At 34.7% G+C, this 12554-nt stretch carries 17 protein-coding genes and 1 tRNA gene; 5 read left to right on the plus strand and 13 right to left on the minus strand.

Annotated features, from left to right (window positions below):
• Positions 1 to 102: 102 nt before the first annotated feature.
• Positions 103 to 176 (minus strand) — tRNA-Ala (locus G7Y56_RS15400).
• A 360-nt stretch (positions 177 to 536) separates the two neighbouring features.
• On the opposite strand from G7Y56_RS15400, the gene G7Y56_RS15405 reads away from it, so the two are divergent.
• The 4 genes from G7Y56_RS15405 to G7Y56_RS15420 all read left to right on the plus strand — a co-directional run bounded on the left by G7Y56_RS15405 (position 537) and on the right by G7Y56_RS15420 (position 3570).
• Positions 537 to 1115 carry an RteC domain-containing protein gene (locus G7Y56_RS15405; RefSeq protein WP_165044884.1) on the plus strand — a complete coding sequence of 193 codons (579 nt, stop codon included), beginning with the start codon at positions 537 to 539 and terminating at the stop codon, positions 1113 to 1115.
• Positions 1116 to 1236: 121 nt separating this feature from the next.
• Positions 1237 to 1614, plus strand: a complete 378-nt coding sequence (locus tag G7Y56_RS15410) for an AlpA family transcriptional regulator (protein ID WP_165044886.1) — start codon at positions 1237 to 1239, stop codon at positions 1612 to 1614.
• Between the two features lie 14 nt (positions 1615 to 1628).
• Positions 1629 to 1913, plus strand: a complete 285-nt coding sequence (locus tag G7Y56_RS15415) for a helix-turn-helix domain-containing protein (protein ID WP_165044888.1) — start codon at positions 1629 to 1631, stop codon at positions 1911 to 1913.
• Between the two features lie 205 nt (positions 1914 to 2118).
• On the plus strand, positions 2119 to 3570 hold the full coding sequence (locus tag G7Y56_RS15420) for an IS1182 family transposase (protein ID WP_165044890.1): 1452 nt from the start codon (positions 2119 to 2121) through the stop codon (positions 3568 to 3570).
• Positions 3571 to 3820: 250 nt separating this feature from the next.
• Here G7Y56_RS15420 and G7Y56_RS15425 read toward each other — a convergent pair whose 3' ends face one another.
• From G7Y56_RS15425 to G7Y56_RS15445, 5 genes are all read right to left on the minus strand, one after another.
• The gene (locus tag G7Y56_RS15425; protein ID WP_165044892.1) at positions 3821 to 5029 is read right to left on the minus strand and encodes a hypothetical protein; all 1209 of its coding nucleotides are present in this window, start codon (positions 5027 to 5029) and stop codon (positions 3821 to 3823) included.
• A 100-nt stretch (positions 5030 to 5129) separates the two neighbouring features.
• Entirely contained in the window at positions 5130 to 6236 is a 1107-nt protein-coding gene (locus G7Y56_RS15430; RefSeq protein WP_165044894.1) for a ParB/RepB/Spo0J family partition protein, read from the minus strand.
• Between the two features lie 13 nt (positions 6237 to 6249).
• Positions 6250 to 6567, minus strand: coding sequence for a hypothetical protein (locus G7Y56_RS15435; RefSeq protein ID WP_165044896.1), 318 nt, complete (start codon positions 6565 to 6567; stop codon positions 6250 to 6252).
• Positions 6568 to 6580: 13 nt separating this feature from the next.
• Positions 6581 to 6829, minus strand: a complete 249-nt coding sequence (locus G7Y56_RS15440; protein WP_165044898.1) for a hypothetical protein — start codon at positions 6827 to 6829, stop codon at positions 6581 to 6583.
• Between the two features lie 126 nt (positions 6830 to 6955).
• Complete coding sequence (locus G7Y56_RS15445; protein ID WP_165044900.1) at positions 6956 to 7993, minus strand: ArdC family protein; 1038 nt, start codon at positions 7991 to 7993, stop codon at positions 6956 to 6958.
• Between the two features lie 103 nt (positions 7994 to 8096).
• On the opposite strand from G7Y56_RS15445, the gene G7Y56_RS15450 reads away from it, so the two are divergent.
• Entirely contained in the window at positions 8097 to 8249 is a 153-nt protein-coding gene (locus tag G7Y56_RS15450) for a hypothetical protein (RefSeq protein WP_165044902.1), read from the plus strand.
• A 126-nt stretch (positions 8250 to 8375) separates the two neighbouring features.
• Here G7Y56_RS15450 and G7Y56_RS15455 read toward each other — a convergent pair whose 3' ends face one another.
• The 7 genes from G7Y56_RS15455 to G7Y56_RS15485 all read right to left on the minus strand — a co-directional run bounded on the left by G7Y56_RS15455 (position 8376) and on the right by G7Y56_RS15485 (position 12546).
• Positions 8376 to 8924, minus strand: a complete 549-nt coding sequence (locus G7Y56_RS15455) for a hypothetical protein (protein ID WP_165044904.1) — start codon at positions 8922 to 8924, stop codon at positions 8376 to 8378.
• Positions 8925 to 9060: 136 nt separating this feature from the next.
• On the minus strand, positions 9061 to 9843 hold the full coding sequence (locus G7Y56_RS15460; protein ID WP_165044906.1) for a hypothetical protein: 783 nt from the start codon (positions 9841 to 9843) through the stop codon (positions 9061 to 9063).
• A 37-nt stretch (positions 9844 to 9880) separates the two neighbouring features.
• Positions 9881 to 10294 carry a hypothetical protein gene (locus G7Y56_RS15465; protein ID WP_165044908.1) on the minus strand — a complete coding sequence of 138 codons (414 nt, stop codon included), beginning with the start codon at positions 10292 to 10294 and terminating at the stop codon, positions 9881 to 9883.
• Between the two features lie 73 nt (positions 10295 to 10367).
• Complete coding sequence (locus G7Y56_RS15470) at positions 10368 to 10895, minus strand: hypothetical protein (protein WP_165044910.1); 528 nt, start codon at positions 10893 to 10895, stop codon at positions 10368 to 10370.
• Between the two features lie 10 nt (positions 10896 to 10905).
• Entirely contained in the window at positions 10906 to 11448 is a 543-nt protein-coding gene (locus tag G7Y56_RS15475; protein ID WP_165044913.1) for a hypothetical protein, read from the minus strand.
• Between the two features lie 19 nt (positions 11449 to 11467).
• The gene (locus G7Y56_RS15480; RefSeq protein WP_165044914.1) at positions 11468 to 12079 is read right to left on the minus strand and encodes a helix-turn-helix domain-containing protein; all 612 of its coding nucleotides are present in this window, start codon (positions 12077 to 12079) and stop codon (positions 11468 to 11470) included.
• 86 nt (positions 12080 to 12165) lie between these two features.
• A complete protein-coding gene (locus G7Y56_RS15485) occupies positions 12166 to 12546 on the minus strand; it encodes a hypothetical protein (protein WP_165044916.1) in 381 nt (126 codons plus the stop codon).
• Positions 12547 to 12554 lie beyond the last annotated feature (8 nt).

The following is a 12554-nucleotide window of genomic DNA, read 5'->3' on the forward strand; positions in this document are numbered from 1 at the left end:
TCGCGGTTAAATTTATTTATGCAAGGGTAATAAATTCTATCAAATTTATCTTTTTGCTCTTGTTACATCATGTCAAAGATCATTATTCTATTACTAGAAATGTGGAGAATAACGGATTCGAACCGTTGACCCCCTGCGTGCAAGGCAGGTGCTCTAGCCAGCTGAGCTAATCCCCCATTGTTGTAGTTAACGGTTAGCAGTCTACGGTTAGTAGTAAACTACTGCGGCTTGCTGGTAACTGTTGAACTGACCTGGTAGTCCCAGGCAGAGTTGAATAAATTAGATAATCAACTGTACATAAGCACATTAACTAAAAAGTCCTAATTTTCTTCTTGTTTGCCCATTATTTAAGGACTCAGCTTCATTATCTCGAAATTCAGCTCGCTTGCTGAATGTTTTTGGAACATCTTGTTCGTTTAACCGGGTGCAAAAGTAGAAGATTATTTTGAATCTGCAAAGGATTTGAACTTTTATTTTTAATTTTATTTCCTAATATCAATCGGGTCTGGTATTAATAATTTATAATACAAGATCTTATGAACACAGAAATAAATTGTAAATATAATGATTTATTAGTTTCCATCATTGAAAATTTAAAGAATGAAGAAGTAGATAGACGATTAGAATCATTTGTTCACGAAATGATTGAATTCTGTTCCTCTGATAGCAGGATATTTACTATATATCGTATCTTAAAGGAAATAGAAGTTGATATAGCTCTTAAAAAGAAGAGTTTAGATCCTTCTATGGCTGGTATTCTTGAGAAAATATGTTCCTATATTAATACGGAAGTAGAAATCGCTCTCTTTAAATTAAATCAGCCTACACTTATAGATATTGAAAATAATATGAAAGCTGATATTCCTCCCCTACTTAAATGGACGGATGATAAGGTAGCACTGGTTGAGTTAATATATGCCATTACAAAGTCTGTTAATAATGGAAAAGGCAGTGCCAAGAAGATTGTGGCTTGCTTTGAATTTATCTTCCAGATAAACTTGGGTAATTTTTATGATACTCTATCTGCTATCAACGACAGAAAAACTAATATAACCAGATATTTAGATTCTCTTCCTAAAAACCTTCTTGATACTCTAAATAAATTAAACGAGTAAATCGCTGTTTATCTGCATAATAGAAATAAATCGTTACCGATCTCTGTACTGATCTCGGTAACGATTGATTTTTTAATACTTCATCTTTGTCACAGATTAATTCTTTAAAAATTACATAGTTATGGAATCTCAAAGAAACATAGGGTTTGAGGATGAAGCCTTCAAGACTATAATGAACAAATTAGAAAGGGTAGATGATTTCGTTAGACAGGTCGCTCCTCTTATAAAAGAATATCATGATATTAAGAAATGCAGTCTGGCTGAAAAGAGATTTATCAGCTCAAAGGAAGCTGCAAAAGTACTTGGCATTTCTCGCAGAACATTGGATCGTTATAAGAAAGCAAAAAAAGTATTCCATTATGTGCAGTTGGGAGGCCGTGCTCAATATGATTACAACGAACTGGTAAGTTATAGGTATAACCAAAGGCATCCGAATACTAAAACAGGTTTCATGTCTAAAATATGCACATCCATTGCCAATAAGAAGAAGAAAAAATAATACGAACAAAGCTAATGGATAATCTTTCTGAAAATTTAGATAAGTGGATGACAATAGTTATGAGACTATTGGAAAAGCTGAATGATAAGCTGGATAGGCTTAACAAGGTAAAGGACTGTTTAGACGGTGACGAATTATTAGATAATCAGGATTTGTGCTTATTGTTGGGTGTAACCAAAAGAACTTTACATCGCTACAGGAAAAAAGGACTAATAACCTATTACATGATAGATAGTAGAAAGGCATATTATAAAAAATCAGAAATTCCTGATTACTTGATCAAAAAGAAACGAAAATGAGGACTTTTTCTATTATTAACAATTTCCATAAGATTCATAATTAATTATCAATGTCACTTACTGTCGGGAGATAGAATTGTGACAAAGAACCCGGAAAACCGTGAGGGAGGGCACTGAAAAAGTGGTAATTTACATTCAAACAGTGGGCATATCCTTTTGAGGTATGCCCACTGTTTTGTATATTTAAAGTATAAACGATATGCTTATGCTACCACAACAAGGTCGTCTTTTATTGAGTAACCACAGTGATCTTTACGATATAATAATCGCGAAAGATAATCTATTGCGTCGCATCAAAGAGTTGATTGATTTCTCGTTTGTTCGGGAAGAATTAATCAATAAGTATTGCCATAACAATGGTCGCAGAGCTGTGGATCCCGTTTGCCTGTTTAAGTACTTGCTCCTGAAAACGATCTACGATATTTCGGATGTGGATGTGGTAGAGCGTTCCCGTGTGGACATGTCTTTCAAATATTTTTTGGATATGGCACCCGAAGATGATGTCATCAATCCCAGCACTTTGACTAAGTTTCGTCGGCTGCGGCTCAAAGATACGGATTTGTTGAATCTGCTCATCAGCAAGACAGTCGGACTGGCTATAGACAAAGGCATAATCAAATCCACGACTCTTATCATGGATTCTACGCACACATCTTCGCGAGCAAATCCCCATACACCTATTGAGGTGCTGAAGATGCGTTCCAGAGAGTTGCGCAAATCGTTGTATGAAGTAGATGAATTTATTAAAGACTCGTTACCCGGCAAGAATATAGACTATAATTTGGAAAACGAACTTACATATAGTCAGGCATTGGTACATAATCTCAAGGATAATGAAAGATTGACCTCTATTCCGAAGGTAAGAGAAAAACTAAACCTGTTGCGCGAAACTCTAGATGATATTGCAGACCATTATACGATCTCCACCACAGATACAGACGCACGCGTAGGGCACAAAACCAAGGATACCTCTTTCTTTGGTTTTAAGACTCATATAGCCATGTCTGAGGAACGTATTATTACAGCTGCCACCATTACCTCTGGCGAAAAAGGAGACGGATATCAGTTACCTTCATTGGTTGAAATCAGTAAAGCCAATGGGATACAGCTTGATACGATTGTGGCAGACACAGCTTACTCAAGTGCATACAATCTGAGATTAGCACATAATCAGCAGATAGAACTGGTTTCCAAATTACACCCTTCCATCAGTCACGGCTTTCGTGAAAATGCTGATTGTTTTAAATATAACAAGGATGCGGGTATGTATATTTGTCCGGCTGGACATATGGCAATCCGAAAGGCGAAGGATTCAAGGGCTAAGGAAAAGCTGACGCCAAGGCAAGTGTACTATTTTGATGTAAACAAATGCAAAGTTTGTTCCTTACAAGAAGGATGTTATAAGCCCGGAGCCAGCTTCAAGACCTATAAGGTCACCATAAAGACAGACACACAAATTGCGCAGTTGGAATTCCAGCAAACTAAATATTTCAAACAAAAGTATAGAGAACGATATAAAATCGAAGCCAAGAATGCAGAATTAAAACATGTACACGGATATAGCAGAGCCATATCATATGGTTTACCTGCCATGAGAATGCAAGGAGCAATGACTATATTTACTGCAAATCTAAAAAGGATACTCAAGCTGATATAATGAAAACATAAATATACTCTTTTGCATTCGGAGAAACTCTTCTGAAGGTATTTATCTCTTTTCTCTTGTCTCTAATGGTTTTCCACCCTGAAAACGAATCACTACAAAAATAGCAACCAACAAAAAGTAATTGTCAGTTGCTAGAATTTACCATACTTTACACCTTAAACATCCTAATTTGAACCACTTTTTCAGTGCCCTCCCGTGAGGCAATCCGGGTTTTGTAATTACCACATATATATAATGTATACTATGCTGTTACTTCTGTAGTTCTCTTTTTTTCTTTCGCTTCTTCAATCTTCTTAATTTTAAATGCTATTTTTTTATTATTTTTTTTATATGGACCCCAATGTTTATTGATTACAGCCTGAGTCTCGACCTCGAAATGCAACTTAGACAATTGTGCCACGTAAAATGTAATTTTAGCATTAGGATCTGGTGAGTTGGGAAAATGCTTTATAATGAATTTTCTATAAAGAAAAGACCTTAGTTCGGGCGTAATGCTTTTTATTATTGAACCTTTATCATCATCCGTCAAACGGGTCTTTTTTTCTTCTTTTATTCCAAAACGAATAAAATCTTTTTTATCCAAAAAGTCGAGCAGTAGAAACAGGTATATTTCATCTTCGAATATTGAAAATTCAATATCAGGTATAGTATTATTTTTTAGAATCTCAAATGCTTCTTTGTACACATTCTTAAGGGCAGTCTCTTTATTCTTCTTGTCCTGCTCTTTTAACTCGGAAACAGGATCGAGCGAATTTGTTTTTTCTACGGGTGCATAACAAATTTTAGGATTACCATCTCCTATATATACAAACTTCTTATATTCACCTTTTTCGACCTTAGTTTCAATTTCTTCGACTTCATGATAAAATGCTAAATCTTCTATCCTATATTCTTCCAACGCCTTTTCATATTCGAAATTCATCTTAAAAGAGGAAGCCTCCGGTTTGATAGGAGCTACGGGATAATCCTTCGTAACAACTGTTTTTATCTCAAGCCCCTCGTCTTTCAGTTTTGCACCGATATCTTCTTTCACCTTATCAAAAGGATTGACGCAAAGGGTAATCGAAGGATTCTTTTCTGATTCGATTTTACAAAAGCTCAATGTATATTCATTACGTTTTTGTTGAAGGCACTCATTATTGGTGCATCGTCCCTGGCTGGATTCTGTAAACAGATCATACACTTCTGTATTAAATGGACAAGTAGTACATTGTGTTTTATCAAAATTGAATGTAGACAAGTCCATAGTATATAAACGTTGTATTCGCCCGGAAAAGTCTTTCATACCAAGGTCTTTCCAGTTTGTATTGCCGTCTGTAACGAAATGTTCACTGTATACATCAGCTTGAATTTCAGCAGAGTACTTTGACAATTCAAAAGCCATCGTGAAAGTGATTTCATTCTTTTCGAGCATGTTACGGAAGTCGTCGGTCAGCCTGAGCAATCTCAACCTGCCACGGATATAGTTTTGGTTTTTTCCAAATTTATGGACCAGGTCTTCAATTGTATAACTATAGTTTTCAACGAAATATAAGAATCCATTGGCTTCTTCAACAGGTGATAAGTTTTTTTCGTTCCAAATTTTCGGTCAACGCTATGAGCATAACCTCTTCGTCTGTTACCTCTTTTATAATAGCCGGTATTGTTTCATCCTTATTAAGAATAAAAGCCCGGTAACGGCATTCACCTGCAACTATTTGTAGTTTTTCATCTTTATACCTGAGTGTTATGGGATGTAATAATCCTATCTCTTTGATACTATAAGCAAGTTCTGCTATTTCCGCATCGACGATTCTTTTTCGGGGATTCAACGGGTTAATTGATATTTTGGATAACGAGATATCCTGTATTTTTCTTAAATCTGATTTTTCCATGATTCTTCCTGTTTTTAATTCTTGTTTTTGGAATTGATTTATTGTCGTGCTTTTATAGCTTTCGTCAAGGCCCACTATGTAGATTTCAGCAGCACACTTGGTATAGGTAAATGATTCAGCCATATCTTCCCGATGAAGTACATTTAAGCGTTTAATATACTCTTCCAGTTTAGTGGGACGTACTTTTGTAAGAAAGCCTTTCGGTAAGAGTAAGATCGCTTTGCCTTCATTGGTAAGTGAAGTTGATAACCAATTAAGAAACGGGATCAAATCCTTTTGTTTATGAGGAGGATTTGAAACAATCAGATCCCATTTATCACTGGTCTCTCTTTGATCTTCATAGTCAGGTTTACTTTCTATAGTAAAGAGCTTAAAGTCTGATTGGGGATAAATATATTTGCATACTTCAACCATTTCCGGATCAGCATCAAATCCTGTTACATTAAATTTATTTTCCAGAAGGTATTTTGTTAATTGTCCTGTTCCACAACAGGCATCCAGCACTTTATGGTCTTTGGGTATGAAATTATTGGTCAGTTCTACGAGTTGCCTTGCAGTCTGATCAGGTGTTATATACTGACTATTAATAACTCCATGCCGTTTTTGTCTTTCGATCATGGTATCAAATACCCAGTTATCTCCGCCATATTCAAAAGGTAATTCGCCGAATTCTTTCCAATAGAGAACAATTTCCAATAGTGTATCCGGATAATTATATTTCCTGTTCTTAAAATAAGAGTTATTCAACGCATACCTCTTATCTACTTTTACTATTTTACTCATGATATATCTAATATTATTTATTAGCTAACTTTGCGGCAATCTTATCTGTCCATTTGCCCTTTTTATAGATGTGATGCTCAAGCACCTCATTAGCCAGTTCGTATGTTATGACTTGGATATAAAGTGTGTCGTCTTTATATTTGGTAGTTAATTCCTCCATTTCTGCTTTAGGGAATTCATTGGAGGAAGCAAATTCAAACTCGGTACTTTCATCTTCCACTTCAATGGTACTGTAGCATTCAAATCGATTTTGGACCCACTTGACTATTTGTTTTATTTTCAATGTATCCTGACAATGTATTTCAAGGATATTGGTACATATATTTGCCATATTTTTTATGTTATTAAAATTTAGTATTGATAAACCGATAGATATTCTTTACTCCTTCCAACCTGTTTTTATTTAAAAACGAATGCCAGTACCTGTATTTACGGCTCCACGAGAAGTTATTCAGACGAACATGCTTGCGAATGTACGAGGGTGGCTTCTTAGCGAATACCAGCATAATTTTCTTATTATTTTTATTGATGGTCAGTTTCAGGAAATTTGATTTTGAACCCTTCGTCCTGCGGTGGTAACTTTTGCGTGCCATACTCCGTAACTCATTATACCGTATATCGATCATTATAAATTGGTTATTTCAGGTGAATCATATTGCCGTTAAAGAAAAATCCAGTACTTTTTGAGTACAGGAATCATTTTATTTCTACAAATTAGTTTAATCGACTATTACAAGTTCTTCGGTTTCAACATTCGTTTTTTCTTTTGGTAAAGAGCTTATTTCTTGTACAAAAGGTTCAAAATGAATTGTATCGAAAGTGTATTTCACAGCTTTGACTACATCGCCCAAAACATTTATCAGGTAATCAGGCTCTTTTTTCATTTTGTTTATCCAACCTTTCAGGTAACTTACATGATCTTCTCTAATCGTTGATTCAATACCCATATAATAGGACATGAGTGCTGCTGAAAGTTCTGCGACAAGTTCTTCCTGTGCATACTCCTCTGAGGTCTCATCCCCTTTTTCGAACCGGTTTAACCGACCTTCTGCTCCTGTGCTATGAGTCATTTCGTGCAGTGCTGTGGCATAATAGCTATGTCCGTCGTTAAACTGTGCTTTTAGAGGAAGAACGATCCTGTCTTGCGTCAGGTTGTAGTGAGCCGAGTTGGATAATCTAATATCAAAAGGGCACAACCACTGTTGATTATCAAGAATATTATCCAGGAAAGGGTCACTATACATTTTGTTTTGATTTAAGGTAACTTCTTCATTAAATCTGCTCATAATTTCAGTCCACTCTTGGGGGTAAACTTTATCATAGTCAGTCTGATCGAGGTTAAAAACATCGAAAACCTTAATGCTGGGAACTTTATGATAGTCGGCCTGCATTATTTCGGGTAGTTCCATAAAAGCCGTTTCTGTAATTCTGTCATAGGTACTGGGATTAAAATACATATACAGGAAATGGTACACCGGAAAGGAATGTTGCCCTTTTACACTTAAACCCAGTTCTTTTACTTTATTAAAAGTTAAGAATACAGGAGTCCGATACTGTGTAAACATTAAATACACCAAAAGCATAATTGTATTCCCACCCTGATAATGACGGCCGGAGATATTCTGGGGCAAAAAATTCTTCATTTTTACTTTAATCCAGGGTCTTGTCCAGTCCTTTTCAATTTCATTCATCTGCTGAATCATAAGTGCTGCGAATTTGCCAGCTACTTTCTCCATACTTTTACTCATTTTCTTCATAACATATTAATTATAATTATTATATACGTCAAATGAAGGCTGACGCTTTGCCGTTTCAAAGGCTCGTCAAAGGTCGTGTTCCGGACAATACAAAGCTTTTTTTGTGAAATACGAGCCTCGCCAAAGGCGAGGTATGGAGATTTCACAAAAAACCGGCAGGGAAAGCTTTTATTTCCGATGGAACACGAAGATACCTTTGCCTTTGAACGGTAAGCGTCAGCTTTATATGGTTCTTGGTGTGGTGCATACTTATTAAAGTATCAGGTGAGAATAAACAACATATTGTTTCATTTAGTTGTAGCATAATAATCAGTGACATTTCTTAAAAATAAGAAAGGGAGCAATCTGATCGATTACTCCCTTTCTCTAATGGACAAAACTATTATTTTCTTGATTCTTTACGCCAGATATCCTGTGCAATAAGACCCATTGTACGTGCATCAAGTTCCTGAAAATTGCAATCTGTTTTAGAACCGAGTTTAACCCAAAGAGTAGCTCCATCATCCTCCAGTATCGTTAAGGTACAATCCGTATAATTTACTTCAAAGCTCATACCTCCATTTTGCAATACGACCCTATAGACATAATGAAAGATTTCTGATACCAGATCAGACATACGGCTAGCAAATTTCGGGTCCCTCTCTTCGTTACGAAGCTGTTTTTTACGCTCGAAATTACAACTGTAGTTATCTTTTATGAATTGTTCAATTTCTGTTATCAATTCTCTTTTACGTTTCAAACTAATCTTGTAGTCCAGAACTTCCTCATCGCTCAGATACCAAACGTAGGGGTCGTGGTACGGCTCATTATCTTCGTCATCCGCATTACTGATATCATCTAACAGGAAGTCGGCAATTGTGCATTTCCTTTTGATCTGCTCTTCATTTTCAAGTATAACAGATTCAAGGACCTCTTTTATATCTGCTCTCATAAAGTATATGTTTAATTAAAATTCTTGTAAGATTAGGTTATTACAGTAAATATATCCAATTATTCTCTACACTTGTCAGTAAATTGTCGAATATTCCTGACAATACATTGTCTAGTTTCGTAAAAATATAATTGATTTAGTATTTATACTGCCAGATTGAATATTTAGTGCCCTTACCCTCTCTATAAGCAATACATTTCTCTTTATACTCATCCCATTGAGAATAGTTACTCTCAAAGAATCCAAGTATATTATCTGAAAAGAAACGAAGTAATATCTTTTCAAGCTCTTTGCGGTCTATATTGTATTCGATGTCAATGTATACAATATATCTGTTATTTTTATCAACAACAGAGACAAATGGAAAATCAGTTCCATTGAGTTTAATCTTGTCCGGATTGGAGTCAAAGAGATCATATACATCGGAAATATCGTTATCTTCCATAAAATTGAATAATTCCACTGAGTGGGATGCTGACTCCGCATCAAATATAAAAAACTGTTTGCGATAATCTATCAAAGACCGGATTTCATCTTCGGTCAGATTTATAGGTTTTTGAGCACAGTAATATTTATTATCGTACTCTACACACAGGGTATGTATACTAAATGCAGATTCCTCACCCCTTAAAAAGAAAAAAGCGAAATTCTTTTTTAATGAATGTCGCTCAATCTTCAATGTATTTACTAAGTTAAAGTATTCTGTCTGCTCGATTTCTTTGAAAACCGTTTGCACTGAAAGGATATATTCTTCGAGCATTCGTTCAAATTCTTCAACGGTAACTGTAATAAGTCCGGGCAATTGCTTTTGATGCTTGTAGGTCTCGAATTTTAAAGCTGTTCCATTGACATACTTATCATCTGACATTTTGGCTACAATACAGCCGGTGAATGAATTTTTATCTACGATATAAAGCATGGTAGTTATATTTATTGGTTTATAATTGAAATATTGTTTATGACCAGATTAAGAAATCTCCTTTTAATTCGACTATACGTTCATGAATTTGAATAATTCGCTCCATAATTTCTTTTGGATCAACGCCCTCTCTTTCTTTGTTATGTTCATTAATCAAACGGATCACTTCTTCATCGTTTGACGGAAGCATAAAGCCATAATCAAAATTGAATATCTTTTGTCCTTCAAATTCTATCAGCTTTATATCCGGATTTCTGCGGTCACATTCATAGTGATTTATTTCACCCAGAAAACAACTGCCATGTAGTTCCTTAAATTTAACTATGCTTGCTCTGGAAATATCGTTTATCGAATGGTCAAATTCACTTGTTCCTCCGGTATTGCGGTGTTTGCGTATATACTCATAAGCAAGCAATTGTAATTCTTCATATGTATTATTATTGAGATTCATAAGCTAATTATTAATGTGGATTTATATATTTAATCAAATGCCAAACCGTTAAGTATGACTAATATTCAGAAGTTTATTGTTCAGGGATATCTCCGTCAATCATCTCTCTTGGAATATTCTTGTTGTATATTGTATATCCGTCTGCTATTAACGATGTAATCCGTTTTTGCAACTTAATTTTCTCGGAAGGTATCGACAGAAGAGTTTGAATCGGAATTTTCTTTTTACTCAAATTTTCATAAAAGATTAATTTAAGTTCTGATTTTGAATTTCCGCACACTATATTCAGCTTTTCTTCCTTACGGACTACTTTTTTTACTTCTTTTTTAAAAAGATCATCTTCAACTAAACCTCCAATAACGAGCTCCATATCCATTTCCAAATCATACTCTTCATTCTTTGGTAGTGTTTTAGCAAAATCTTTGGCTTCCCGTAAAATAGCTTCACAGCCTTTATTCGCTTTTATATTTATTTCACCGCCATTTCCATTATCTGTACATGTTGCTATAAATTTGCCATTTACATATAGGTTTGCTGAAAATGCGTTTGAGTCATCCGATAATTCTTCAGAATGTTTGATGTTTTTTAGTTCGATTTTCATTGTTTTTGTTTTAATTGTTTGACTTTTTGTTAATTGTGTAAATACTATTGATCAATTCCTTTGGAATATTTGTGTTGAAAATTGTAAAACCTTCTTTTATAAGTCCCGTCATATCTTTAATCAGTTTCTCCTTATATTGAGGTATTGACAATAATTTATCAATACTGATTTTAATCTTTTGTGAACCGATATAGTACATCCTTTCAGTATCTAATTTTGTTTTTCCATATATGACATGATCCTTTTCGTGCTTTCTCAACGTTTTATTTAACTCTACTTCAATTAGATTCTCATAAATGAGTCGGCTTACATAAAGCTCAAGATTCATATTCAGATCATTTTCGGTGTCCTTAGGAAGCTGCTTTACATAGTTTTCAGTATCTTCCAGCAAGGATCTGCATCCATCATTTGCATCGATTTTTACACATCCTCCATCGCCATCATCCTCACAAAAAGCAATATGTTTACCTTCTACATAAAGATTTGCTGTAAATGCAATACTATCCCGTGATAATGCATTACAATACTTGATATTCTTTAATTCGATTTTCATTGTGTTGTTTTGATTTAAGTTATTTTACAAGGTTATCCTCCAGTAGCTTTTTAATATCAGATTCCTTATAAAGTATTTTTCCAGCTAACTGATAATAAGGCAATAGATTATTTGTTCGATAATTTTGAAGTGTACGATCACTAATGTGCAATAATGCCATTAGTTCTTTATCGGTCAAGTATCTTTCTCCATCAAACATGGGAGGATTTTTATCTAAAAGCTCCCTGATTATATGTGGTATTTTTTCCAGGATGTCCTCCAGAGGCAAATCTTCATTTAACTTATTGACATATTGACTATTTCTATTTGCACTGCTCTTCGTATGATGAATAACTTCTTTTAAATCCGAAGCATAATAAAAAATCTTTCGCTCTATCTGAGAAAATTTGAGTAAGCCATTATCTCGGTAAGTCTGTAATGTTCGGGGTTTAATATTCAGAATGCGGCAGACTTCATCTCCGGTAAGAAGATCATCCATTCTTATAGCTCTATAATTAAGAAACAACTCATTCAAATGAGTTACAAACGAATTGATCCTTCGCTCTTTCTCAACAGGATTCATCTTTTCAAACTGTAAAATCACCTTTAAATCTTTTTCACTGAATATTTTATTTAGCCTTACTTCTTTCATAACATCTATTTTTATTCGTGAGTACTACTTTTTTTTATTAAATTACACCTATAATAGACTAATAAATAGTATAGTTATATTATTTATTAGTCGTAATTCGCACTAAAAATTTTACGCTGGCAATCAGGGCACATACCCGATATCAGTGATTCCCTCTCTTCCCGATTCATATACGGAAAACATTCCTGAACTGTTTTTCGCTCTTGCTTTCGCATCACGACATAATCGTATGGAATTACATTTAAAGAGTGGCTTTTACAACACATACGACAAGTAAAATCAACCTGCAATGTTCTGTGGTTATCTATTTCTGACGAGACATAGGCGACTTGTTTTTCATAGTCAAATGAAAGTGGGCGATACCCGGGGTGGGCATTAATAAATTCTTCCAGATCAGCGAATATGACGGATTTGACATGATATTTAATCCCGTTTCTTTCAATGTTTAAAATTTCATTTGTATTCATAGATGTAC

Origin of the sequence: Dysgonomonas sp. ZJ709 (genome assembly GCF_011039195.1) — a bacterium.
Lineage (GTDB): Bacteria > Bacteroidota > Bacteroidia > Bacteroidales > Dysgonomonadaceae > Dysgonomonas.

Bases quoted from the DNA above. Each gene is read 5' to 3' on its own strand.
- G7Y56_RS15405 (WP_165044884.1), top strand. From the start codon at position 537: ATGAACACAGAAATAAATTGTAAATATAATGATTTATTAGTTTCCATC.
- G7Y56_RS15410 (WP_165044886.1), top strand. From the start codon at position 1,237: ATGGAATCTCAAAGAAACATAGGGTTTGAGGATGAAGCCTTCAAGACT.
- G7Y56_RS15415 (WP_165044888.1), top strand. From the start codon at position 1,629: ATGGATAATCTTTCTGAAAATTTAGATAAGTGGATGACAATAGTTATG.
- G7Y56_RS15420 (WP_165044890.1), top strand. From the start codon at position 2,119: ATGCTACCACAACAAGGTCGTCTTTTATTGAGTAACCACAGTGATCTT.
- G7Y56_RS15430 (WP_165044894.1), bottom strand. From the start codon at position 6,236: ATGAGTAAAATAGTAAAAGTAGATAAGAGGTATGCGTTGAATAACTCT.
- G7Y56_RS15435 (WP_165044896.1), bottom strand. From the start codon at position 6,567: ATGGCAAATATATGTACCAATATCCTTGAAATACATTGTCAGGATACA.
- G7Y56_RS15440 (WP_165044898.1), bottom strand. From the start codon at position 6,829: ATGGCACGCAAAAGTTACCACCGCAGGACGAAGGGTTCAAAATCAAAT.
- G7Y56_RS15445 (WP_165044900.1), bottom strand. From the start codon at position 7,993: ATGAAGAAAATGAGTAAAAGTATGGAGAAAGTAGCTGGCAAATTCGCA.
- G7Y56_RS15455 (WP_165044904.1), bottom strand. From the start codon at position 8,924: ATGAGAGCAGATATAAAAGAGGTCCTTGAATCTGTTATACTTGAAAAT.
- G7Y56_RS15460 (WP_165044906.1), bottom strand. From the start codon at position 9,843: ATGCTTTATATCGTAGATAAAAATTCATTCACCGGCTGTATTGTAGCC.
- G7Y56_RS15465 (WP_165044908.1), bottom strand. From the start codon at position 10,294: ATGAATCTCAATAATAATACATATGAAGAATTACAATTGCTTGCTTAT.
- G7Y56_RS15470 (WP_165044910.1), bottom strand. From the start codon at position 10,895: ATGAAAATCGAACTAAAAAACATCAAACATTCTGAAGAATTATCGGAT.
- G7Y56_RS15475 (WP_165044913.1), bottom strand. From the start codon at position 11,448: ATGAAAATCGAATTAAAGAATATCAAGTATTGTAATGCATTATCACGG.
- G7Y56_RS15480 (WP_165044914.1), bottom strand. From the start codon at position 12,079: ATGAAAGAAGTAAGGCTAAATAAAATATTCAGTGAAAAAGATTTAAAG.
- G7Y56_RS15485 (WP_165044916.1), bottom strand. From the start codon at position 12,546: ATGAATACAAATGAAATTTTAAACATTGAAAGAAACGGGATTAAATAT.